Source organism: Aeromonas popoffii, assembly GCF_037818705.1.
Lineage (GTDB): Bacteria > Pseudomonadota > Gammaproteobacteria > Enterobacterales > Aeromonadaceae > Aeromonas > Aeromonas popoffii.
On record NZ_CP149129.1, the window covers coordinates 3,084,270 to 3,105,981 of the forward strand.

20 protein-coding genes are annotated in these 21,712 nt (G+C 60.0%); 13 read left to right on the plus strand and 7 right to left on the minus strand.

Annotated features, from left to right (window positions below; translation table 11 throughout):
* Window positions 1-60: 60 nt before the first annotated feature.
* Complete coding sequence (nadK, locus tag WJM78_RS14025; RefSeq protein ID WP_042033830.1) at window positions 61-945, plus strand: NAD(+) kinase; 885 nt, start codon at window positions 61-63, stop codon at window positions 943-945.
* Here the strand turns inward: nadK and WJM78_RS14030 are convergent.
* Window positions 942-1,874: a LysR substrate-binding domain-containing protein gene (locus WJM78_RS14030; protein ID WP_212514315.1), complete on the minus strand. Its 933-nt coding sequence runs from the start codon at window positions 1,872-1,874 to the stop codon at window positions 942-944. The genes nadK and WJM78_RS14030 overlap by 4 nt on opposite strands.
* 162 nt (window positions 1,875-2,036) lie before the next feature.
* Between WJM78_RS14030 and WJM78_RS14035 the strand changes: the two genes are divergently transcribed.
* The 9 genes from WJM78_RS14035 (at window position 2,037) to WJM78_RS14075 (ending at window position 14,396) form a co-directional block, all read left to right on the plus strand.
* Window positions 2,037-3,350: a 6-phospho-beta-glucosidase gene (locus WJM78_RS14035; protein ID WP_339009971.1), complete on the plus strand. Its 1,314-nt coding sequence runs from the start codon at window positions 2,037-2,039 to the stop codon at window positions 3,348-3,350.
* 140 nt (window positions 3,351-3,490) lie between these two features.
* The gene (gene recN, locus WJM78_RS14040) at window positions 3,491-5,155 is read left to right on the plus strand and encodes a DNA repair protein RecN (protein ID WP_339009973.1); all 1,665 of its coding nucleotides are present in this window, start codon (window positions 3,491-3,493) and stop codon (window positions 5,153-5,155) included.
* Between the two features lie 420 nt (window positions 5,156-5,575).
* A complete protein-coding gene (locus WJM78_RS14045; protein WP_339009975.1) occupies window positions 5,576-6,469 on the plus strand; it encodes a DHH family phosphoesterase in 894 nt (297 codons plus the stop codon).
* Between the two features lie 415 nt (window positions 6,470-6,884).
* Window positions 6,885-7,325: a universal stress protein gene (locus WJM78_RS14050; RefSeq protein WP_042035688.1), complete on the plus strand. Its 441-nt coding sequence runs from the start codon at window positions 6,885-6,887 to the stop codon at window positions 7,323-7,325.
* Between the two features lie 260 nt (window positions 7,326-7,585).
* Window positions 7,586-8,749: an efflux RND transporter periplasmic adaptor subunit gene (locus WJM78_RS14055; RefSeq protein ID WP_339009977.1), complete on the plus strand. Its 1,164-nt coding sequence runs from the start codon at window positions 7,586-7,588 to the stop codon at window positions 8,747-8,749.
* Complete coding sequence (locus WJM78_RS14060; RefSeq protein ID WP_339009979.1) at window positions 8,746-10,686, plus strand: MacB family efflux pump subunit; 1,941 nt, start codon at window positions 8,746-8,748, stop codon at window positions 10,684-10,686. The genes WJM78_RS14055 and WJM78_RS14060 overlap by 4 nt, the downstream gene beginning before the upstream one ends.
* Window positions 10,683-12,056, plus strand: a complete 1,374-nt coding sequence (locus WJM78_RS14065) for an efflux transporter outer membrane subunit (RefSeq protein WP_339009981.1) — start codon at window positions 10,683-10,685, stop codon at window positions 12,054-12,056. The genes WJM78_RS14060 and WJM78_RS14065 overlap by 4 nt, the downstream gene beginning before the upstream one ends.
* 153 nt (window positions 12,057-12,209) lie before the next feature.
* Window positions 12,210-13,016 carry a siderophore-interacting protein gene (locus WJM78_RS14070; RefSeq protein WP_287146047.1) on the plus strand — a complete coding sequence of 269 codons (807 nt, stop codon included), beginning with the start codon at window positions 12,210-12,212 and terminating at the stop codon, window positions 13,014-13,016.
* A 270-nt stretch (window positions 13,017-13,286) separates the two neighbouring features.
* A complete protein-coding gene (locus WJM78_RS14075) occupies window positions 13,287-14,396 on the plus strand; it encodes a 3-deoxy-7-phosphoheptulonate synthase (protein ID WP_339009982.1) in 1,110 nt (369 codons plus the stop codon).
* Window positions 14,397-14,990: 594 nt separating this feature from the next.
* Here WJM78_RS14075 and WJM78_RS14080 read toward each other — a convergent pair.
* Together WJM78_RS14080 and WJM78_RS14085 are read right to left on the minus strand one after the other, a co-directional pair.
* A complete protein-coding gene (locus WJM78_RS14080; RefSeq protein ID WP_042034014.1) occupies window positions 14,991-15,401 on the minus strand; it encodes an H-NS family nucleoid-associated regulatory protein in 411 nt (136 codons plus the stop codon).
* A gap of 403 nt (window positions 15,402-15,804) precedes the next feature.
* A complete protein-coding gene (locus tag WJM78_RS14085; protein WP_042034015.1) occupies window positions 15,805-16,227 on the minus strand; it encodes a GNAT family N-acetyltransferase in 423 nt (140 codons plus the stop codon).
* 185 nt (window positions 16,228-16,412) lie between these two features.
* Between WJM78_RS14085 and WJM78_RS14090 the strand changes: the two genes are divergently transcribed.
* Entirely contained in the window at window positions 16,413-16,913 is a 501-nt protein-coding gene (locus WJM78_RS14090; RefSeq protein ID WP_042034016.1) for an SRPBCC family protein, read from the plus strand.
* Window positions 16,914-16,959: 46 nt separating this feature from the next.
* On the opposite strand, the gene WJM78_RS14095 is transcribed toward WJM78_RS14090, so the two are convergent.
* Complete coding sequence (locus WJM78_RS14095) at window positions 16,960-17,442, minus strand: hypothetical protein (RefSeq protein WP_212514323.1); 483 nt, start codon at window positions 17,440-17,442, stop codon at window positions 16,960-16,962.
* Complete coding sequence (locus WJM78_RS14100; protein WP_339009987.1) at window positions 17,439-17,813, minus strand: DUF805 domain-containing protein; 375 nt, start codon at window positions 17,811-17,813, stop codon at window positions 17,439-17,441. The genes WJM78_RS14095 and WJM78_RS14100 overlap by 4 nt, the downstream gene beginning before the upstream one ends.
* Window positions 17,814-17,967: 154 nt before the next feature.
* Here WJM78_RS14100 and WJM78_RS14105 point away from each other — a divergent pair, with 154 nt between their 5' ends.
* Together WJM78_RS14105 and WJM78_RS14110 are read left to right on the plus strand one after the other, a co-directional pair.
* Complete coding sequence (locus WJM78_RS14105) at window positions 17,968-19,005, plus strand: AraC family transcriptional regulator (protein ID WP_339009989.1); 1,038 nt, start codon at window positions 17,968-17,970, stop codon at window positions 19,003-19,005.
* 221 nt (window positions 19,006-19,226) lie between these two features.
* A complete protein-coding gene (locus WJM78_RS14110) occupies window positions 19,227-19,475 on the plus strand; it encodes a DUF3297 family protein (protein WP_042034019.1) in 249 nt (82 codons plus the stop codon).
* A 122-nt stretch (window positions 19,476-19,597) separates the two neighbouring features.
* Here the strand turns inward: WJM78_RS14110 and WJM78_RS14115 are convergent, their stop codons facing one another.
* Together WJM78_RS14115 and puuR are read right to left on the minus strand one after the other, a co-directional pair.
* Window positions 19,598-20,875, minus strand: a complete 1,278-nt coding sequence (locus WJM78_RS14115) for an FAD-binding oxidoreductase (protein WP_339009990.1) — start codon at window positions 20,873-20,875, stop codon at window positions 19,598-19,600.
* Window positions 20,876-20,925: 50 nt separating this feature from the next.
* A complete protein-coding gene (gene puuR / locus WJM78_RS14120; RefSeq protein WP_339009991.1) occupies window positions 20,926-21,489 on the minus strand; it encodes an HTH-type transcriptional regulator PuuR in 564 nt (187 codons plus the stop codon).
* Window positions 21,490-21,712 lie beyond the last annotated feature (223 nt).

A 21,712-nucleotide genomic window follows, 5' to 3' on the forward strand; every position in this document is an offset into this window, starting at 1 on the left:
GACAAATCCCCCACAAAGCGCGGTATACTCCCCCAATACTCATCCCAGACCCGACAGCATATGGATTCTCCGTTCAACACCATTGCCCTGATTGGCAAACCCCACCACGAAGGGGCTAACCAGACCCTGACCGGCTTGCATCAATATCTCACTACCCGAGGTTTTCGGGTGCTGGTAGAGAGCCGGGTGGCCCATACCCTCGGCATCATGGATGAGAACGTGATGGATCTGGTCCAGCTCGGTGAGCTGGCGGATCTGGCCATCGTCGTCGGCGGGGACGGCAACATGCTGGGAGCAGCCCGGGTGCTGTCACGGTTTGATGTGGCGGTGATCGGCGTGAACCGGGGCAATCTCGGCTTTTTAACCGACCTGTCGCCGCAGGATTACCTGCTGCCACTGGAGCAGGTGCTCTCCGGCCACTACAAGAGTGAACACCGCTTCCTGCTGGAAGCCGCCGTCTATCGCCATGGGGAGCGTAAATCGCGCAATCTGGCGGTGAACGAAGCCGTGCTGCACCCGGGCAAGATCGCTCACATGATCGAGTTTGAGGTCTACATCGATGGCAGTTTTATGTACAGTCAGCGATCGGACGGCATCATAGTGGCCACCCCGACCGGCTCCACCGCCTACTCGCTGTCAGCAGGCGGTCCGATCCTTACCCCCAAACTCAACGCCATCACGCTGGTGCCTATGTTTCCGCACACCCTCAGCAGCCGCCCCATCGTGCTGGATGCGGACAGCGAGGTGCGGCTGCTGGTCTCGCCAGACAATCAGGATGACGCCATACAGGTGAGCTGCGACGGTCAGGTAACCCTGGCGGTGCATCCGGGGGACGAGATCCTCATCAAGAAGAGCAGCCACAAGCTGCACCTGGTACACCCGCTCGATTACAGCTACTTTCACGTGCTGCGCAATAAGCTCGGTTGGGGCAGCAAGCTGTTCTAAAAGACAAGAACAGTGCCGGACTGGCTGAGCGCCACCTCGCTGCGCAGCCAGTCGCTAAAGGCACGAAAGCGCGGCCGCTCACGGTTCTCCCGCGGCGAGATCAGCTCGTAATTGCGCCCGGCCGCCACCGCCGGGCCTCCCACCGCCACCAGCGCTCCCTGCTCCAGCAAGTTACGCACCAGCACCTCCCGCCCCATCGCAACCCCCATGCCCCCTTGCGCCGCTTGCAGGGCCATCTGATAGTGATTGAAGCCATAGTGACGCTGTTCATGGGGCAATGTCATGCCAGCGCCATCGCACCAGAGGCGCCACTCAGAGAAGAGCTGCTGGACATCGGTCGATTCCGAGGCATGGATAAAACAGGCCTCCGCCAGCCGGGCCGGCTCCTGTAGCAATCCCAGCCGCTCGGCATAGGCCGGGGAGCAGACGGGCAGCAGACGCTCCTCCATCAACAGCTCCCGGTGCAGATCACTGCAGCGAGTCGCGCCGTAGTAGATGGCAAGATCCACCCGCTCTTCGTTGAAATCCACCGCCCCTGCCCGTACCCGCATCATCACGTTCAACCCGGGCCAGCGTTGCTGGAAGCGGGGCAGTCTTGGCATCAACCAGTTGAGCCCCAGCGTCGGTGCAACCCCCACATGGAGCGTGCCTCGCAGATCCTGAGCCCGGATATCTTCAATCTCCTCGTTGATCTGGCGCAGGGAGTGGCTCAGGGTTGCCAGCAGTCGCCCCCCCTCTTCCGTCAATGCCAGCTTGCGAGTCAGGCGAATAAACAGACGAAAACCCAGCAGCCCTTCCAGATGGCGAATACGGTGGCTGATGGCCCCCTGGGTAAGGTTCATCTCCTCGGCGGCGCGAGTAAAGCTGAGGTGACGGGCCGTGCTCTCGAAGGTATGCAGCAGGGCCAGGGTATTTTGTTGTACCAGCATGGATAACCTCGTTATGACGCTCGTTGCGGTGCGGGTCATCAGTATGCCATTTCCCCTCATGCATTAAAGCGGCTAATCCATGCCCCCTCTTATTTCGTTTGTCTGCCCGCAACGGCCCCCCTTTAATAGGGTCAATCCCTATCCCTGTTCATGAGGTGGACAATGAAAAACGGACTCAAGATTGTGGTCATCGGCGCAGGCTCCAGTTACACCCCGGAGCTCATTGAGGGGCTGATCCAGCGTCAGCACGAGTTGCCACTGCGTGAGCTCTGGCTGGTCGACATCGACGATGGCCGCGAGAAGATGGAGATCATCGCCGCTCTCACCCGTCGCATGCTGGCCAAAGCCGGGCTGGCGGTACAGGTTGAAACCCGGCTGGAACGGGAAGAGGCACTGTGCGACGCCGACTACGTCTGCTCCCAGTTCCGCGCCGGTTGTCTGGAAGCCCGCATCAGCGATGAGCGGATCTCATTGAAATATGGTCTGATCGGTCAGGAGACCAACGGACTGGGCGGCTTTGCCAACGCTTGCCGGACCATCCCCATCGCCCTGCAGATCGCCGCCGACATGGAGCGTCTCTGCCCCGATGCCTGGCTGCTCAACTTCACCAATCCGTCGGGCATGGTGACCGAAGCCGTGTTGCGCCACAGCAAGATCAAGGCGGTGGGGCTGTGCAACGTGCCGGTGATCATGCAAAAAGGGGTCGCCACCCTGCTGGAAACCCGCGATGAGCAGGCGTTCATCATGCAGGTAGCCGGACTCAACCACTTTATCTTCGTGCGCCAGATCCAGCATCAGGGCGAGGATAAGCTTGGCGAGGTGATTGCCCGGCTCGCGCAAGGGCATGATCCACTGGTGCCGCGCAATATTCCCCCCTTTGCCTGGCCCAAGGATCTGCTGCCCAATCTGGGCATGATCCCCTGTGCTTATCTGCGCTACTACTACATGAGCGACGATATCCTCAAACAGGAGCTCGGTGAGGCCAGTGGCGAAGGAACCCGGGGCGAGGTGGTCAAGGCCATCGAACAGCAACTGTTCGATCTCTATCGCAACCCGGATCTCGCCGAGAAACCCAAGGCGCTGGAAGGACGCGGCGGCCAGTACTATTCGGAAGCGGCATGCGAGCTGATGAGCGCCATCCACAACGACAAGCGCATCATCATGCACGTCAACACCCGCAACAACGGCGCCATCAACGGTCTGCCGGACGAGTGCGCCGTGGAGGTCAGCGCCCTCATCACCAAGTCGGGTCCACTCCCGCTCAACGTAGCCCCCTTCCCGCAAGACACCCTGCGGCTGCTGCAGTTGATGAAGGAGTTCGAGCAGCTCACCATCGAGGCCGCCATCACCGGCAACCGCCATACCGCCTGGCGTGCCCTGGTGCTCAACCCGCTCATCACCAGCGGCAGTCGGCTGGAACAGGCGCTGGACGAGGTGATTGCCGCCCATCCGGATCTGATGTCGGCCTTTCACTGACATGCTCCTTGTTGCAATCCCGCAGGCCACCGCTCTGGTGGCCTCTATTCGTTAAAAATGGCGGCACCCTCTTTACTGTATATAAGACCAGTATATACTGGATGCATACACAGTAATGTTGGCCCATACAGGATGAGACCATGCTGACCCAGCTGACCGTCAACAACTTCGCCATCGTCAAGTTTCTCGAACTCGATCTGCAAACCGGCATGACCTGCATCACGGGTGAGACGGGCGCCGGTAAATCCATCGCCATAGACGCGCTCGGCCTCTGCCTCGGCGAGCGGGCCGAAGCCAGCATGGTGCGCCCCGATAGCGACAAGACAGAGGTCAGTGCCCGTTTCCTGCTGGACGGCAACCCCGCCGCCCGCGCCTGGCTTGCTGCCAACGAGCTGGACAACGAAGGCGAATGCATAGTGCGGCGGGTACTCTCTGCCGAAGGGCGCTCCCGCAGCTACATCAACGGCGTGCCTGTCCCCCTGACCCAACTCAAGAACCTGGGCCAACTGCTGGTCAACGTCCACGGCCAGCACGCCCACCAGCTTCTGCTCAAACCCGACTACCAACTCAATTTGCTGGATGGCTATGCCGGCCATCACCTGCTGCTGGACGAAGTGCGCCAGCACTATCAGTTATGGCGCCAGCTGCAAAATGAACTCAACCGCCTCAAGGCTGAACAGCAACAGCGGGAGGCTCGCCGTCAGCTCATCGAATATCAGGTACAGGAGCTGGACGAATTTGCCCTGCAACCGGGAGAGTTCGAGGCGATCGAAGAGGAACACCAGCGGCTCGCCAACGGCACAGAGCTGATGCAGGAGTGCGGTGCCTGTCTCGATCTGCTCTATGACAACGAAGAGACCACCATCGCCGGCTTGTTGCAGGTCGCCGTCGACAAGGCCGAGAGCCTGGTGGGCATGGACAGCCGGCTCACCCCTGTGCTGCAGATGCTGAACGAGGCGATGATAGGCGTGCAGGAGAGCCACAGCGAGCTGCGCAGTTACCTCGATCGGCTGGAGCTGGATCCCGAGCGCTTCAACGAGCTCGAATCCCGCCTCTCCAAAGCCATCAATCTGGCCCGCAAGCACCATGTCAAACCGGCCGAGCTGGCCCTGCACCATCAGGATCTTGCCAGTGATCTCGCCCGCCTCAACTCCGACGAAGAGCGCCTAGAAGGCATGGAAGATGAACTGGCCGAGGCCCGCCTCGCCTTCGTCCAGGCCGCCGAAGCCCTGAGCCAGAGCCGTCAACGTTACGCCCAGGAGCTAGGCACCAAGGTGACCGCCAGCATGCACGAGCTGGCGATGCCCGATGGCCGCTTCGCCATCGAGGTGCGACCGGATGCCCAGAGCAGCCTCTCGCCCCTTGGCATAGATAGAGTGGAATTTATGGTCACCACCAACCCGGGGCAACCTATCCAGCCGCTGGGCAAGGTGGCCTCTGGTGGTGAGTTGTCGCGGATCAGCCTCGCCATCGTGGTGATCAGCGCCCGCAAGGTCTCCACCCCGACCCTGATTTTCGATGAGGTGGATGTGGGGATCAGCGGCCCCACTGCCGCTGTGGTGGGTCGTCTGCTGCGCCAGCTCGGTGAATCCACTCAGGTGATGGTGGTGACTCACCTGCCGCAGGTGGCAGGCAAGGGTCACCAGCATATGGTGGTGAGCAAGCACACTGACGGCAAGACCACGGAGACCCAGATGCAAGCGCTGGATCAGGGATCCCGCCTCAAGGAGCTGGCTCGCCTACTGGGCGGCGACCATATCACGGACAATACCCTGGCCAACGCCCGCGAGCTGCTGGCCTCCTGAGCAACCATGTCCGGGCAAGCAACAAAAGGGAGGGTCAGACCCACAGGGTTGGGTGCTTCTTCTTTTTATTTATTGCTCCCCCTCATTGCTCATGCTCTTTTTCTCACCCAGCCCCCCCTGGCCAGCCAACATCAGAGGAGCCTCTCTGACCCGGTTCGGGCACTGGCGCCAGCGGTGAACAAAGCAACACCTGAGCCACAGCGCAGTTCCTGGGTCTGGGCTGCAACATGGTGCTAGCCTAGCCTGCTCCACACAGCAGGAGCGATCGCACCAGCCTGGTTGCCACAAGCAGCACACGCGCATAGAGTGACACCCGACTGGGGGGCAAGCTCGCACTCCTGTTCGCCATCTTCACCACGTCTCCTGCCCGACTTGCGTCATCGCGATCTCGGCCGAGTCTCCAACATCAGGAATGTCTGTATGCTCCATGTGTTTGGCCACAAGAACCCCGATAGCGACAGCATCTGCACTGCTCTGGTCACCGCTGACTGGCTCAATCGTCAGGGCCGGCAGGCCCAGGCCTATGCCCTGGGTGAACCCATTGCCGAAACCCGCTTCATTCTTGAAACCGCCGGGGTCGATGCCCCTCCCCTGTTGCAAGGCAGCGTGGCCAACAAATCTGTGTTTCTGGTGGATTTCAGCGAGCTGGAGCAGGGACCTGAGGGGCTGGCTGAGGCCGATGTGCAGGGGCTGATCGATCACCACAGAATCGGCACACTCATCACCCGGGGCCCGCTCGATGCCTGGATCCGGGCCGTTGGGTGCAGCGCCACCGTCCTGCTTGAGCTGATGGGCTATGACACCCTCTCCCGCCCCCAGGCTCGGCTGCTGCTGGGGGCCATCATCAGCGATACCTTCAACCTCACCTCGCCGACCACCACGGCCCGTGACCGAGCCGCCGTCAATGCGCTGTTGCCCCTGGCCGATCTGGCGCTGGAACCCTTCGCCCAGACCCTGCTGGAGCGGCGTACCCAGATTGGCGACGCCCCTATGACAGAACTGCTCATCGCCGATGAGAAGGCGTACCAGATCGCCGGCTACAAGCTCTATGTCAGCCAGATCTGCGTGATGGACCCGGCGCCGATCCACACCCGCCAGACCGAGCTGGCGCAGGCCATGCAAGACCGGCTGGAGCAAGATGAGCTGGATGCCTATGTGCTGATGCTGACCGATCTGGCCAAGGGCGGCAGCCTGCTCTACTTCGCCAGCAACGGCATACTGCCCGAGCAGCCAACCCATCTGGCTGGTGCCGTCAGCCGCAAGAAAGAGGCGCTGCCCTGGCTGACCCAGTATCTCTCCTCAGACCCCGTTTGAGTGCAGCGGAGAGGGAGCCGGCCCAGAGCTGGCTCTCTGCCCTCCTCTCTTCGTCACCCCATCTTCCGACCGCCTCCCGCACGCCCCAAACCGCTCCCGCCCGCAACTTCATCGATGCCAAACCACAGGATCCCGGGTGCTGACGCCCATCCACAACGCCAACATGCTTCCCGGTCATGATGTTCACTGCCACCAGACCAGTAAACCGTGAAAAAGCGGGTTTCCCTTCATTTTCCATTCAACCCGGTCTGTTATGATGATGTGAACGAACATGGCTTGACGATGCATCACCGACAAAACGTGACGCCAGACGCGCAAAAACCGGTTCGTTTTATGCGACACATAGCGGGAACACAGTGGTAGGAGACAGACAGTTTGTCCCCGGTGCCCCGCGCCATGCCAAGGAGAACTGCTTATGACCTCAACCCATATTGTGCTGTTACTGGAAGGCAAGGATTACGAGCAGGATACCCTGGCCAAAGCAAGCCGCCTGGTACAGGGAATGGGCGGTGATTTGACCCTGCTGCACCTGACCCACAGCAGCAAGATGCGCCGCAATAGCCTCTCACTGTCCGAGGAAGAACGCAGTGCCCAAGGCACGTTGGATGCCAAGGCCATCATCAGCGAGCTCATCACCACCCTGCAGCACCCGGTGGATTACCAGTGTCTGGTGGTCGATGACGTGGTGCCTGATCTGAAGCGCTGGCTGGATGCACACCCGACGGATCTGTTGCTGGTGGGCAGCCGCCACCACTGGATGGAAGGGTCACTGGCCCGCCTGCTCATCTACAAGCTGCCGATCGATATCCAGATCTGCCACGAACCCTACGCCGAACAGCTCAAGACCATAGGTTAATCTGCCCGGCGCCCACCCCACGGGTGGGCGCCGCTTGCCAACATGCCATCGCCTCGCTTTATTTCCTCTCGCCCCATTCCCTCGCACCTCGCAACTCTGTCCATCCAAACCGCCGCCCGGTCATTGCCATGACGGCAGGCAAGGCCGGTAATGACAAAGCTATCTACATGTTTCCTTACATATTCATCGCTGTTTTTTAAGCCTCGTTTGCTGCAGGATATTGCCCTTGCACGCCTTCGCACGTTTCTTTCAGGTGATAAATGAACATAACCCCCAAGCAGCGAAAATTTGCCCTGCTCATCCTGCTCCCGCTGGCCGCCATCACTTGGCTGGCCTGGCCGAGCAAGGCCCCCGAGCCCGTGCTGAGCGCGTCAGTGACCCGCCAGGATGTGGAGCAGACTGTGCTGGCCAGCGGCGTCCTGCAGGCCATAGAGCAGGTGGATGTGGGTGCCCAGGTCTCGGGTCAGGTGACCTATCTGGCGGTCGAGGCCGGACAAAACGTCAAGCAAGGGGACCTGCTGGCCGAAATAGACCCGCTGATCGCCCAGAACAACCTCAAGACCGCCGAGGCGGATCTTGCCAGCCGCCGTGCCCAGCTCAAGATCAAGCAGGCACAGCTCAAGCAAAACGAGCTGGCCTGGCGTCGTCAGCAGCAGATGTTCAAGCAGGAAGCCAGCTCCCGCGCCGATCTGGAGAGCGCCGAAGCCCAGCTGGCGGTCACCCGAGCAGAGCTGCAGAGCGCCCAGGCCGAGGTCGAGAATGCGCTGATCAAGGTGGATCGCACCAAGACGGAGCTGGGCTATAACCGCATCCTTGCCCCGATGGATGGCACAGTCGTCAGCATAGTGACCCGCCAGGGCCAGACCCTGGCAGCCAGCCAGACGGTGCCGACCCTGCTAAAGCTCGCCAACCTGGAGACCATGACAGTCAAGGCGCAAATCTCGGAAGCGGATGTCACCCGGGTCAAGGCCGGCATGCCGGTCTATTTCACCCTGATGGGGGATGTGGACACCCGCTATCACGGCACCCTGCGCACGGTGGAGCTGGCCCCCACCAACATCAACGAGCCGGCCGCCAGCACCACAGCCACCAGCAATGCCGCCGTCTACTACTACGCCCTGTTTGACGTGCCCAATCCGGATCACACCCTGCGGGTCGCCATGACCACGCAAGTCACCATAGTGCTCGGCGAGCGCAAGCAGGTGCTGACCATTCCACAGACGGCGCTTGGCAAGAAGCTGGGGGAGAACGAGTACGAGGTGACCCTGCTCAAGGATGACGCTCAGAAAGAGACACGCCGCATCAAGACCGGCATGAAGGATGACATCAAGGTCGAGGTGGTCAGCGGCCTGAGCGAGCAGGAGCAGGTCACCCTGGGCCAGGGCAAGCCGGTCAGCGGCGGCGACGTGGAGATCCTATTGTGAGCGAGACGCTGATCCAGCTTAAGGGTATAGAGCGGCGCTATCAGAGCGGGGAACACGAGGTCACCGTCCTGCATCCACTGGATCTGACCATTGAAGCAGGGGAGATGATCGCCATCGTCGGCGCCTCCGGCTCCGGCAAATCCACGCTGATGAACCTGCTCGGCTGCCTCGATCGTCCAAGCGCTGGCCAGTATCTGTTTCGGGGACAGGACACCGCCACCCTGGATGCCCTCTCCCTGGCCCGGTTGCGCTGCCACCACTTTGGCTTCATCTTTCAGCGCTACCACCTGCTGCCACACCTCAATGCCGCCGCCAATGTGGAGATCCCGGCCGTCTATGCCGGCGCCTCCCGTCCCGAACGGCAAGCACGCTCCCACGCCCTGCTGGCACGGCTGGGTTTGAGCGATCGCAGCCATCACACTCCGGGCCAGCTCTCCGGTGGCCAGCAGCAGAGGGTCAGCATCGCCCGGGCGCTGGCCAATGGCGGCGAGGTGATCCTGGCGGACGAACCCACAGGGGCCCTCGACAGCCAGAGCGGCAAGGAGGTGATGGCCATCCTCAAGGAGCTGCACGCTCAGGGCCACACCATCATACTGGTGACCCACGACATGGCGGTGGCCAGCCACGCGGATCGCATCATCACGCTGCGCGACGGCCGGGTGCTGGAAGACAGCGGTAAGCCGGCCACGGCCTCGGCCCCCCTCCCGCCCACCACACCCGCCGCCAGGGTCACTGGCAACGGCTGGGATCGCTATCGCGAGGCGGGGCGCATGGCCCTGCACGCCATGCTGGCTCACCGCATGCGCACCTTCCTCACCATGCTCGGCATCATCATCGGCATAGCTGCCGTGGTGAGCGTGGTCGCGCTCGGTCAGGGCGCTCGCGCCAAGGTGATCGAGCAGATCAACGCCATGGGCACCAACACCATCGAAATATTCCCCGGCAAGGATTGGGGAGATGAGAAGGCTGCCAGCATCCAGACCCTCAACAAGCGGGATCTCGATGCCCTGCTCGGCCAGCCCTATCTGGAAGGGGCCAGTCCCCAGATCACCTCGCCCGGCCAGCTGCGTTATCGCAACAAGACCAGCAGCGGCAGCATAGTGGGGGTCGGCAGCGACTTCTTCCGGGTCAAGGGGATGAAACTCACCAGCGGCCGCCTGTTTGACGAGCGCGACATCCAGAATCGGGCTGCGATGGCCGTGGTAGATAGCAAGACCATAAAAAGCCTGCTCGGCGAGAAAGACCCCGTCGGCCAAGTGGTGCTAGTCGGCACCCTGCCGGTACGCATCATAGGCGTGGTGGAAGAGGAGACGGGATTTGGCCGCAGCGGCCAATCGGTCAATATCTGGCTGCCCTATAGCGCCGTGATGAGTCGCCTCATCTCCCAGAACCACTTCAGCCAGCTCACTATCCGGGTCAAGGACGGGGTACAACCGGCGCTGGCCGAACAGGCCGTCATCGCGCTGCTGACCCAGCGCCACGGGGTGAAGGACTTCTTCACCTTCAGCAGCGACAACATCATCAAGTCAGTGGAGAAGACCACGGCCACCATGACGCTGCTGGTCTCCGCCATCGCGGTGATCTCCCTCATCGTCGGCGGGGTCGGAGTGATGAACATCATGCTGGTCTCGGTGGTGGAGCGTACCCGCGAGATAGGGATCCGCATCGCGGTCGGCGCCCGCCAGTCCGACATCTTGCAGCAGTTCCTGATCGAGGCCGTGATGGTGAGCCTGCTCGGCGGCATGCTCGGGGTCGGCGTCTCCCTGCTCATCGGTCTGCTCTTCTCCCTGTTCGTGGAGAGCATACAGATGCAGTTCTCGCTCTTTTCTATCCTGATGGCGTTTGGCTGCTCCTCGCTCATCGGGATCCTGTTTGGTTACCTGCCCGCCCGTAATGCCGCCCGGCTCGATCCGGTCGAGGCGCTGGCGAGGGAATGACGATGCACAACTTATCCAGACTGGGGCTCTGCCTCGCCCTTGCCGCAGGCGTGAGCGCCTGCAGCCAGCAGAGCACCTATCACAGGCAAGATCTGGCGCTGGCCCCTAGCTGGCAGCAGCCGGACGACGGTCTCACCCCGCAGCAAGCCGGCCTCTGGTGGCAAGGGTTCCATGATCCGGCGCTGGATCAACTGGTGGAGGCCGTGCTGGCCGCCAACCCGGACATGCAGGTCACCGGACTGAGGCTCAGAAGCGCACTGCTGGGTTCGGATCTCGCCGATACCAACCTGACCCCCTCGGTCAACGCCAGCCTGGACGCCAACGGCAACAAGGATCTGAAAACCGGCAAGGCTACCAGCACTATGGGTCCCTCTCTGAACCTCAGTTACGAAGTGGATTTGTGGGGCAGGCTCGCCTCGGTGCGGGATCAGGCGAGCTGGGAAGCCCAGGCCTCAGCTCAGGATCTGGCGGCCACCCGTCTGATGCTGATCGGCAAGGCGCTGGAGCAGTACTGGCAACTGGCCTATCTCGGCTCGGCCATCAGCCTGGGCGAGCGGCAACTCGCCAACTATGCCCGCGCCGAGCAGCTGACCCAGGTCAAATACCAGGCCGGCGCCGTCACCCGGCTCGATCTGGTGCAGGCCAGCCAGCAGAAGGCGGGCAAGCAGGCAGAACTCAGCGCGTTCTTGGTGCAGCAGGAACAGGCCCGCAACGGGCTGCGCCTCTTGCTCGGGCGCAGCAGTGGCCCGCTAGAATTTGCCCCGACTGCGCTGACGACGGCGCCCGCACCGTCGCTGGCGGTCGGCATACCGGCAGACGTGCTGGCGCGGCGCCCCGACGTGCGCGCCGCCGAGCTGCGGCTGCGCAAGACATTGGCGAAAGAGGACGAGATCCGCACCAGTTTCTACCCCACCCTCAGCCTCACTGGCGGGGCCAGCACCACCTCAGACACCCTGACCCAGGTGCTGCAAAACCCGGTAGGCACCCTGGGCGCCACGCTGGCGCTGCCCTTCCTCGAATACAACAAGACCCGGATCTCCATCGCGAGCTCAGAGCTTGACTACCAGATCGCCGAGGCCGAGTTTCGCAAGCAGCTCTACACCGCCCTGGTGGAGGTGGAAGATGGCCTGGCCGCCCGCCATCATGGCGAGCAGCGTCTTAACTATCTGGCCGAGCAGCGGGTGTTTGCCAAGGAGGCGGAGCGGCTGGCCAAGGCGCGTTTCCAGGCAGGAGCCACCGGGGTGCGGGACTGGCTGGATGAGCAGAACCGGCTGTGGGATGCCGAGCTGGCCCTGCTCGGTCAGCAGCAGGAGCAGCTCAACACCATGGCCAGGATCTACAAGGCGCTGGGGGGAAGCGATCGCAGCTAATCCAACGCCTCGTTACGCCGCCACTCATGTCATGAGAGGCGGCGTTTTTCTTCCCTGTTTATGCCCCTTTCCTGACGGACTGTCACACAAACCAATTGATAATAGTTTTCATTTAATGAAAAATGAGCGCCATTATCAGTCAGGAGTATCCATATGTCCCAGCCCGCCCCGGTCAATCGCCCTCGTCTGCTCACAGTCAAACACGTCCGGGATGTGAGCCCGCATCTGCGCCGAGTCTGCCTGACCAGCCCGGAACTCGCTGACTACCCCTTCACCTGCGGCGGTGCCCACATCAAGATCATGCTGCCCCAGCCGGGCCAGGCCCATGCCGTGCTGCCCACGCCCACCCCGCAAGGGCCGCGCTGGGAAGACCCGAGCCAGCGCCCCATCATCCGCACCTTCACCATACGGGCCTTTCGCCGCGAGGAGCTGGAGCTGGACATCGACTTCGCATTGCACGGCGAGGCCGGCCCCGCCAGCCGCTTTGCCCTTGAAGCCCAACCCGGCGATCTGCTGGCCATCTCGGGCCCGGGCGGCCCGGCGCCCATGCTGCAACCCGCCCGGCACTACTACATGGCGGGGGATCTGACCTCCCTGCCTGCCATCAGCGCCATGGCGGAGGTGATGCCCGCCGACGCTCAGGGTCATATCGCCCTGCTGGTGCCCTATCAGGAAGATGTGCAGGATCTGCCGCTGCCGACTGGCGTCAGCCTGCGCTGGTTTATCGGCCCCCCCGAACAGACAGAGCCGCTGGTGGCGTATTTCACCGCCCTGCCGATGCAAGAGCAGGTGAGCTACTTCTGGTTTGGCGGCGAAGAGGGGCTGGTGGTGCCCTTGCGACGTCACGTCAGGCGTACCCTGGAGGTCGATCGCACGCGCGTCTACGCCGTGCCCTACTGGCGTCAAGGCAAGGATGAAGAGGCCTATCACCATGACCGTCACGACGTGATGGACAGCTGATCCCCCCGCATTTTCCCTCCTATTATCAAGCTCATGGCCTGCCGGTCATGGGCTTGATGGCTATCTGCATGCCTCCGGTTTTCCCCCTCTCCCCCCATTCTGGTGATCCGCTCGGTTGTGCTTGCATTTGATGCAGACAACAAGATAATGATAATCACTCTCAACAAAAAAGCAGTGATGATGCCCCATTGCAGCTCCCTCGCCATGACCTCAGGGGTCAGGTGTGGTGCGCACGTCATTCACTCCCGTTAGCACAGCAAGGTAATCCAGATGGCAGTTTTGAACTCGGTAATGCGCGCCTTCGCAGTAGAGGCTCTCCCCACTCCTGCCGATCTGTTGGCACTTCATCCCTGTCCCGCCCCAACCACAGCGCAGATCGCGCACCATCGCCAGCAGGTTCGCCAGATCCTGACGGGAGAGGATGATCGCCTGCTGGTGGTGATAGGTCCCTGCTCCATTCATGATCCGCTCGCCGCCCTCGATTACGCCCAGCGGCTGGCGCGGCTTGCCGACGCCTATCAAGACAGGTTGCAGATAGTGATGCGCACCTACTTCGAGAAGCCCCGCACCACGGTCGGCTGGAAGGGGCTGGTATTCGATCCCCATCTGGATGGCAGCAACGATATAGGCCATGGCCTGCGGCTGGCACGCCAGCTGCTGCTCGACATCAACCGGCTGGGGCTGGCCACCGCTACCGAGTTTCTCGATACCACCAGCTTCCTCTATCTGGCCGACCTCATCAGCTGGGGGGCGATAGGCGCCCGTACCACTGAGTCCCAGGTGCACCGGCAGCTGGCCTCGGCCCTGCCCTGCCCCGTCGGCTTCAAGAACGGCACGGACGGCAATATCCGGGTCGCTATCGATGCCATCCAGGCCAGTGAAGCCTCCCACCTGTTCACCGCACCGGGCAGTCAGGGCGGCATTGTGGTGATCAAGAGCGAGGGCAATCCGGCCGGCCACATCATATTGCGTGGCGGCACCCGCCCCAATTACCACCAGAGCGACGTAGAGGATGCCGCCGAGCGGCTGATGCGGCAGGGACTCAGCCACCGCCTGATGGTGGATTGCAGCCACGGCAACAGCCAGAAGCTGCACAAAAACCAGATCCGGGTAGCGGGGGAACTCTGCCGTCAACTGGGAGAAGGCAGCGACGCCATAGCTGCCGTCATGGTCGAGAGCTTCCTGCAAGGGGGCAGCCAGAAGCCCGCGCCATTGAACGAGCTCGCCTACGGCCAGTCGGTAACCGACGCCTGCCTGTGCTGGAACGATACCCAGACCCTGCTCGCCATGCTAGCCGATGCCGTCGAGGCCCGCCGTCAGCACAGCGCCAACAATGCACAGCCTAGCAAGGCGATCTGGAATGCCCTGCTGGCCAGTTGAACCCGGGAAGGCTCCCCCTGCGGGAGCCTGACTGCCCCTCTCTTTCCCCCCCTGTCATACCGCCCTCCTCGCCACGCCAGCACGACCCGGGTGACCCATTCAGGTTGAAAATCATGGATATACGGATCCGCAGGGATAGAGCAAATATCCCCTGCCATGGTCAACAACCTGTATCCCGACCTCCGCTTAATGCTGCGTCAGGTAAAACTGAAAAGCAGGTCGTTTAATGGCGCCAACAACGCCAATGAGTAAAAAAGAAGCAAAGCTTGTTTGCGGACAGCTTAATGCCCCCTAATTTTCTGAGGAATGGCAGAGAGGAATATGTACCAGGCTATATGAGTCCGGCAGATTGTCTCTCGCAAGTGGTCGACAAGCGGTCTGCAATAAAATCGAGCGCAACCTGACCACCCAGATGCGGACGGATCGCAATTAATCGACCAATAAAGAAGACAAATGTACGGACTGAGATGATGCATCACACGACGACAAACGGGGCGGAACAAAATGAGTCGGGAATTGACAGGAGAGAGTGTCGGTGAGCACAAATAATAATGCCGCCTCGCGGGCGGCATCATTCAGGACAGATCCAATGGATCAGATCAGGAAATCATTCAGATCCTTGCCCAGCGCAACTTGCTCTGCAATGGCTTTCGGCATACGGCCCTGACCAGTCCAGGTCTTATCCTGGCCATCTTCCTGGTACTTGTACTTGGCAGGACGCGGAGCACGCTTGCTCTTGGTCGCGCCAGCAGCGGCAGCCGGTGCTGCAGCGCTGTTGATCAGCTCGCGCGGGTCGATACCGGCTTGCTGCAGCATTTCAGTAAACTCGCTCAGCTTGCGCTGACGCTCTTCCTGCTCGGCACGCTCCTGTTCAACGGACTCGGCACGCTCGTTATATACCAGCTCAAACTTTTCTTTCGCTTCTTGCAGCTGTTCAAACGGCAATTCACGGATGGCAGCACGCAGGCTGCGAATGTTCAGCAGAACTTTCAGAAACTCGTTCATTACTTCCTCACAGAATTATTTTTTGTTTGTCACAAGGATAACACAGTTTGAGAATAGCATGCCTGTCTGATAACAACATAATGATTTTATAGTTGCTGTCACTTTCTTCACAAAAACTATTGGCTGAATATGTGAGCAACTGTATTCACCCATCGGTCATTGCGCAAGGCCAGCTGATCACGCTCGACACCACTCCCCCATACCGGTCAGGTAAATAGGCATGGACCGCCCCGGTATATTTCTCATCTCACGCGTGTCAGCTATTTTGACAATTGGCCATGGCTGTTAAAACCCAGACCACCTACATGAGACTCAAGGTAAACGATTGACACTATATATTATCGTCAGGGGCCCATGGCCCTTGACGTTTGTCATCCTTCTTTTTACTTGACGCTAATGAGTACTATTCGAGGCACAGTCGGCGCCAGGGGCCCGTGATATCGCAGTGCCCAGTCTCCTCCGTGTTCTGCCAGCCAAGGCGATGATAGAAGGCCAGGGCAGCAGTATTATGGGTCGCCACCTTGAGCGAGGCCGGTTTCTGGAACGCCGCCAATCCCTGGGCAAGCAGGGCTCGTCCCACCCCCTGACCGTGCCAGTCGGCAGACACATAGAGATGATGCACGAAGCTCTCATCCCCCCAGATGGAGACAAACCCGCAGGGAGTACCACCCTGTTCGGCCACCCATATCTGCTCACCCCGGGTCTGCTCGTCGAAATCCTCCAGCCGAAAGTGGGAAGGATCGACCCAGTGAAAGGTCTGACGCCGCCCCTTCAGAAACAACTGCGCCAAGTAGGGGGTGTCTGTCTCTCGCATGACTCTGATCATCAAACCTTCCTCGTCACTATGATCACTTGGCACCACTGTCGATGGATCGCCACATCATGTCAAATTGCCAGGCCAGCATGACAGCTGCTGGATGGCACGGGTGTGACACACAGCTGTTCATTTTATCGCCCGCAAGGCTATACTGCCCGAGTCCCATGTATGGATGACTTGAGGCTCGCTGATTTATGGATAACAAGCAGATAGAAGGTAACATCTTTGTTCCGGCCCATATCGACGATGTTTGGCGCGCCTGGACAACCGAAAGCGGCCTGCGCAGCTTCCTGGCGCCGGAATGTTTGATGGTGCCCGAACCGAATGGTCCGTTCGAGATCTATTTCAGACCCGATGCACCACTGGGTGAGCGTGGCAGCGAAGGCTGTCGGGTGATGGCCGTCATGCCCCACAACCTGCTCAGCTTCAGCTGGAATTTTCCGCCCTCCCTGCCCCACATTCGCCAGCAAAAGACCCAGGTCAGCCTGCGGTTCGTGCCGGAGGGTCAAGGCACCCGGCTCTACTTCCTGCAAACCGGCTGGGCGAACGATCCTGACTGGGATCAGGGCCATGCCTTTTTTCGGGAAGAGTGGCTGGAGACCAGCCTGCCCCGCCTGCAGTACCGCTTCACCCACGGCCCCATCGATTGGAATAACCCGCCAGACAAACAGCAACTGAAATCCCTTGCCCAATAAGGCCCGAGTAAAACACCGCCCACAGGCGGTGTTGTTCAATGCGCGGTTACTGACAATGCAGCATGGGCGTCTCATCCAATAGCCAGGAAATCCAGCGCCGTTTTGAATTGAGCACGAATCCTTCGTCTGCTTCGATGCCTTTTACTATGTAGCCATCTGCGCCGCGACGCTCTGCCAGCGCAGCAAACTGCCATTCGTTGCTATTAATACGTTCCCCCTTGATTAGGGCATCGCTTAACCGTTTATTCATCACGATAATGGAAAGCCCCCCCACAGCCTCTATCCCCAGCCCGGTATTTGCCACACGACCCACGACCACCGGCACCTTGATCGTACAGTGACGCCCTTCGCTATCAACACGGGTATAGCTCCCCTCACCAACCCGGCCCTGCAGCCACAACAATTTCCCCTGAGTCAGACGTTCTACCGACAATATCCCCTGTGCTCCCTCGGGAAAATGGTGGATATTGGCGGCCTCGGCGAAGACGACCGGGCATATCAGCATGAACAACAAAAGGAGATGTTTCATGATGCCTTCCTCATGGGGGGAATGCCTGAACAACCTTGCCGGGCAAGCAAATAGATCAACACAAAGGGGCCCACACCAGGGACAAAAAAGATCCATCCCCACCATCCAGAGCAATCAATATCGTGCAGCCGGCGGACAATGATAGCGACCATGGGGAGGGTACTCACCACGCTATAACCTACATCCAAGCCGCTCATACCATTGATGCCCACATCCAATGCGATGCACATCAGGGTAACCAGCAGATGTACCAGCATAAACATCCAAAACTCCTTTCTGGAGGAGTGACCGGAAAAATCAAGGCAGCGGCGCCACGCAAGTAAATAACAATGAAACATTCGGGATATCTCCAACCTTATTGGGTCACCCATCTTGGTGGCTAACGCAGCGAGAGACGTCCTGAAACCGGTTTGAGGACGAGCTAAAACCTGTCTTTGTCCGTGACCTTCTTCTTTACATGGCTGTAAATCGTTATGCTGGCGTGACGTTATATTTTCACCACCATGACTGGGATCCGGATCGGTTATGCTCGCAATTCCCGTACCCTTTGTTGTCTCTTTGCTGCTGCTCTTGCTGGCGGTGACCCTGTATGTGCGATTGGCCAGCCAAGCAAAATCGGCTTGCCTGTTTTTGGCACTCTGTGCGGCTACCACCGGGCTGGTTGGGCTGCGCTGGACAGTCGATATGGCACTTTTCAGCATGGCCCAGCCATTACTTGCCTCACTGATCCCGGTGGCCGCCTGGCTCATTTTTACCCATGCAAGCCCCCACCGGCTCGCTTATCTCCATGCTGCGGGACCGATATTCGTGGCGGTCACTCTCTTCACTCACCCCTTTCTCGCCTTGCCACTGGATGAGATAATTACAGCCACTTATCTATTCTATGGTATCGCACTGGTTCGCTACTCCGCCAAAGAGCCGCTCCTTATCCATGTCTCATTCAGCCATTGGGAAAGCGTGAAAAGGGCAGAGCAGGTGGCCGGCTGGATGCTGTTATTTTCTGCCCTCATTGATGCGGCTATCTCCCTCGATTTTGCGGTTAATCAGGGAAAATATTCCCTTTATATTTTGACGCTCGCTCACCTGGTGCTGCTGCCCGTGCTGGCCATTGCCGTCATCATAGTGAGCATCAATACCCCCACAGTCGAAGATATTGCCCAGCCGGAAATATCGGAGCTTCCCAGGGCGCCAAGTTCGGAATCATTATTGACACAGGATCGCGCCGACGAGATCGTAGCAAGGCTGGATAAATTGATGCGAGAAAAAGCCAGCTATCTTGATCCTGATCTGACCCTGGCAGCACTGTCACGCAAGCTGGGTATTCCCGCCAAGCAAATCTCGATGGCGGTCAATCAGGTACACCAGAAGAGCATTTCCAGAGTGGTCAATGAATATCGCATCGAGCATGCGAAACAGGCACTGCTCAACACAGATGAGACCATTACCCACATATTGATGAATGCAGGCTTTCAGACTAAATCCAACTTTAATCGCGAGTTTTCTCGCATCGCTGGCGTGACACCCAGTACCTTCAGAAAACAAAGCGCAGCACCACTCAGATGATACACAGTTGAGCATGATCGCAAGCATGAAACAGCAGCCAAAAGCCAGCATGCCTGCGACTTGGCGGTGACAGAAGATGGCGGCCTCATGGTCCATGAATATGCTGCATCACTCCTGCATCCAGCATGGAAGAGGGGGTGTTGCACTCGTTATGGCCACCTTGAATGCCATGACTGCATTCTCTACAATGACGCACTTTTTATCCATGTCAGGTCATATTGATGAGCGATACCAACACCAAGCCGGCACTGCCGGATCGCCTTGCAGGCAACCCCCGCAGTCCGCACCATGTCGCAGCCTGTTTCGAACACCAGATTGGTATTCGACTCAATGGCAAAGAGCGCACCAACGTCGAAGAATATTGCATCAGCGAAGGCTGGGTAAAAATCCCCTCCCCCAAGGCGCTGGATCGTCGCGGTCAGCCCATTCTGATCACCCTGAAAGGCACCGTTGAGGCCTTTTATCTCTAAGCACTGACCAGGATGTCAGGCACCTGTCGCCAACAGGGTTAAAAAACCAAGGCCACCGTTCGGTGGCCTTGTCGTTTTTGGCGTCTGCCCATACCACTAACTTGCGGCACAATAGGTGGCGCTTACACCCCCAAGCGGTCGCGCAAGGTGTACCAGGCGGCGCCAGCGGCGGTGAAAGGAATGCGGAACAAGCGGCCGCCGGGGAAGGGGTAGTGCGGCAGCTTGGCGAAGGCATCGAAGCGCTCCGCCTGGCCGCTCAGCACCTCGGAGATCAACTTGCCCGCCAGATGGGTACAAGTCACGCCGTGGCCGCTGTAACCCTGCATGTAGTAGATGTTGGGGCCAATGCGGCCAAACTGCGGCAGGCGCGACAGGGTCAACAGGAAGTTGCCGGTCCAGGTGTACTCCACCTTGACGTCCGCCAGCTGCGGGAAGGTTTTGAGCATCTTGGGGATGATCAGCCGCTCGATATCCGCCGGATCCCGCGCGCCATAGACAACACCGCCGCCGTAGATCAGCCGGTGATCGCCAGAGGTGCGGTAGTAGTCGAGCAGGTAGTTGCAATCTTCCAGGCAGTAGTTTTGTGGCAAGAGGGAGCGGGCCCGCTCCTCCCCCAGCACCTCGGTGGCGATCACCTGAGTGCCGCAGGGCATGCTCTTGCTGGCCAGCTCGGGCACCAGATTACCGAGATAGGCATTGCCGGCTACCACCACGAAGCGCGCCTTCACCGCCCCCTTGGCGGTCTTGACCAGAGCGGGCTGGCCCGGGGTAATGCTGGTGACGGCGGATTGCTCGAAGATCCTGCCCCCCAGCATACGGATGGCTTCCGCCTCCCCCAGCGCCAGGTTGAGGGGGTGGATATGGCCGCCGCTCTTGTCGAGCAGGCCGCCGACGTAGCGATCGCTTGCTACCACCTCGCGGATCCAGTCCCTGTCTAGCAGCTCCAGTTTATCGTTGCCCCACTTCTGCCAACGGGCCTGCTGGGCCCTGAGATCATGCAGCTGACGCTCAGTCTCGGCGGCAAAGACCCCTCCCTCCTGCAGGTCGCACTGAATGTTGTAGCGCTTGATGCGCTCGCGGATGATCTGGCCCCCTTCAAACAACATGGAGCCGAGCAGCCTGGCCTGATCCGGCGGGCAGTTCGCTTCTATGGTGTCGATGTCGCGGCTGTAGGAGTTGACTATCTGGCCACCGTTGCGACCGCTGGCACCAAAGCCCACCCGGGCCGCCTCCAGCACCACCACCGAATAGCCCTTTTCCACCAGATGCAGCGCGCTGGAGAGGCCGGTGTAACCCGCGCCTATGACGCAGACATCACACTCAAGCTGCTCGGTCAGTGTCGGATAGGGGGCGTGTGGATTGGCACTGGCTGCGTAGTAACTGTTTACATGCTCGGTCATGATCCTGTTTCCTTACCGGTTCTTTTCCCAAACGAGACATAGTCTCAACGCTAAAAGTTGGCCGGGGTATGGGCGCTGACGATGCGGCAGACCTGCCCCGACGGATTGCTGAAACTGTGGGGCTCGCCCGTGTCGATCACGTAGCTATCCCCGGCACTGAGCTGATAGGCCAGGCCTGCCACCGTCAGGGTCACAGCGCCTTCCAGCACGGTTCCGACCTCCTCCCCCAGATGCTTGACCTGACCACCGGTATCGGTGCCGGGGGCATAGGTCTCCAGCATAAAGCCGAGCTGGCGACGGTTGTTACCGTTGTGCACCAGCTTCATGGACACCCCCTGACTGCCCAGCTCGATCAGCTGCTCGGCCTTGATCACCACGCTCGGCGTGCGTCCCTCCTCCTCGGCGAAGAAGCGTGACAGCGGCAGCTCATAGACGTTAAGCAGCTTTTGAAGCGAGGCCACCGACGGGCTCACCTTGTCTTGCTCTATCATGCAGATGGCGCCATGAGTCAGCCCGCTCAACTCGGCGACGCGCCGTTGGGAGAGCCCGAGATGACGGCGGGTGGCGGCGAGGCGCTCCCCCATACTCTTGCCCATCAGCGGGTTATCCCTCATGGTCTGCCACCTTGCCTCTCCTTAGTGGTTGCTGCATTGCCCACCTCCTTGTGTGCCTGCGAACATATATGGCGGCCGATCTGTTTGATGGCGCATCCGGTTAAAATAACGGGTCAATCGGTCTGATCTGTTCGTTATCCTGCACAGCACGAACCGTTCATTATTTTGCACACCCGACACCACAAAAACCGGTAAAATCGCCCTGACGGCTCCATTTTTAGCA

Bases quoted from the DNA above. Each gene is read 5' to 3' on its own strand.
- nadK (WP_042033830.1), top strand. From the start codon at position 61: ATGGATTCTCCGTTCAACACCATTGCCCTGATTGGCAAACCCCACCAC.
- WJM78_RS14030 (WP_212514315.1), bottom strand. From the start codon at position 1,874: ATGCTGGTACAACAAAATACCCTGGCCCTGCTGCATACCTTCGAGAGC.
- WJM78_RS14110 (WP_042034019.1), top strand. From the start codon at position 19,227: ATGAGCGATACCAACACCAAGCCGGCACTGCCGGATCGCCTTGCAGGC.
- WJM78_RS14090 (WP_042034016.1), top strand. From the start codon at position 16,413: ATGGATAACAAGCAGATAGAAGGTAACATCTTTGTTCCGGCCCATATC.
- puuR (WP_339009991.1), bottom strand. From the start codon at position 21,489: ATGAGGGATAACCCGCTGATGGGCAAGAGTATGGGGGAGCGCCTCGCC.
- WJM78_RS14035 (WP_339009971.1), top strand. From the start codon at position 2,037: ATGAAAAACGGACTCAAGATTGTGGTCATCGGCGCAGGCTCCAGTTAC.
- WJM78_RS14085 (WP_042034015.1), bottom strand. From the start codon at position 16,227: ATGATCAGAGTCATGCGAGAGACAGACACCCCCTACTTGGCGCAGTTG.
- WJM78_RS14050 (WP_042035688.1), top strand. From the start codon at position 6,885: ATGACCTCAACCCATATTGTGCTGTTACTGGAAGGCAAGGATTACGAG.
- WJM78_RS14080 (WP_042034014.1), bottom strand. From the start codon at position 15,401: ATGAACGAGTTTCTGAAAGTTCTGCTGAACATTCGCAGCCTGCGTGCT.
- WJM78_RS14055 (WP_339009977.1), top strand. From the start codon at position 7,586: ATGAACATAACCCCCAAGCAGCGAAAATTTGCCCTGCTCATCCTGCTC.
- recN (WP_339009973.1), top strand. From the start codon at position 3,491: ATGCTGACCCAGCTGACCGTCAACAACTTCGCCATCGTCAAGTTTCTC.
- WJM78_RS14045 (WP_339009975.1), top strand. From the start codon at position 5,576: ATGCTCCATGTGTTTGGCCACAAGAACCCCGATAGCGACAGCATCTGC.
- WJM78_RS14105 (WP_339009989.1), top strand. From the start codon at position 17,968: ATGCTCGCAATTCCCGTACCCTTTGTTGTCTCTTTGCTGCTGCTCTTG.
- WJM78_RS14075 (WP_339009982.1), top strand. From the start codon at position 13,287: ATGGCAGTTTTGAACTCGGTAATGCGCGCCTTCGCAGTAGAGGCTCTC.
- WJM78_RS14100 (WP_339009987.1), bottom strand. From the start codon at position 17,813: ATGGGTGACCCAATAAGGTTGGAGATATCCCGAATGTTTCATTGTTAT.
- WJM78_RS14095 (WP_212514323.1), bottom strand. From the start codon at position 17,442: ATGAAACATCTCCTTTTGTTGTTCATGCTGATATGCCCGGTCGTCTTC.
- WJM78_RS14065 (WP_339009981.1), top strand. From the start codon at position 10,683: ATGACGATGCACAACTTATCCAGACTGGGGCTCTGCCTCGCCCTTGCC.
- WJM78_RS14115 (WP_339009990.1), bottom strand. From the start codon at position 20,875: ATGACCGAGCATGTAAACAGTTACTACGCAGCCAGTGCCAATCCACAC.
- WJM78_RS14070 (WP_287146047.1), top strand. From the start codon at position 12,210: ATGTCCCAGCCCGCCCCGGTCAATCGCCCTCGTCTGCTCACAGTCAAA.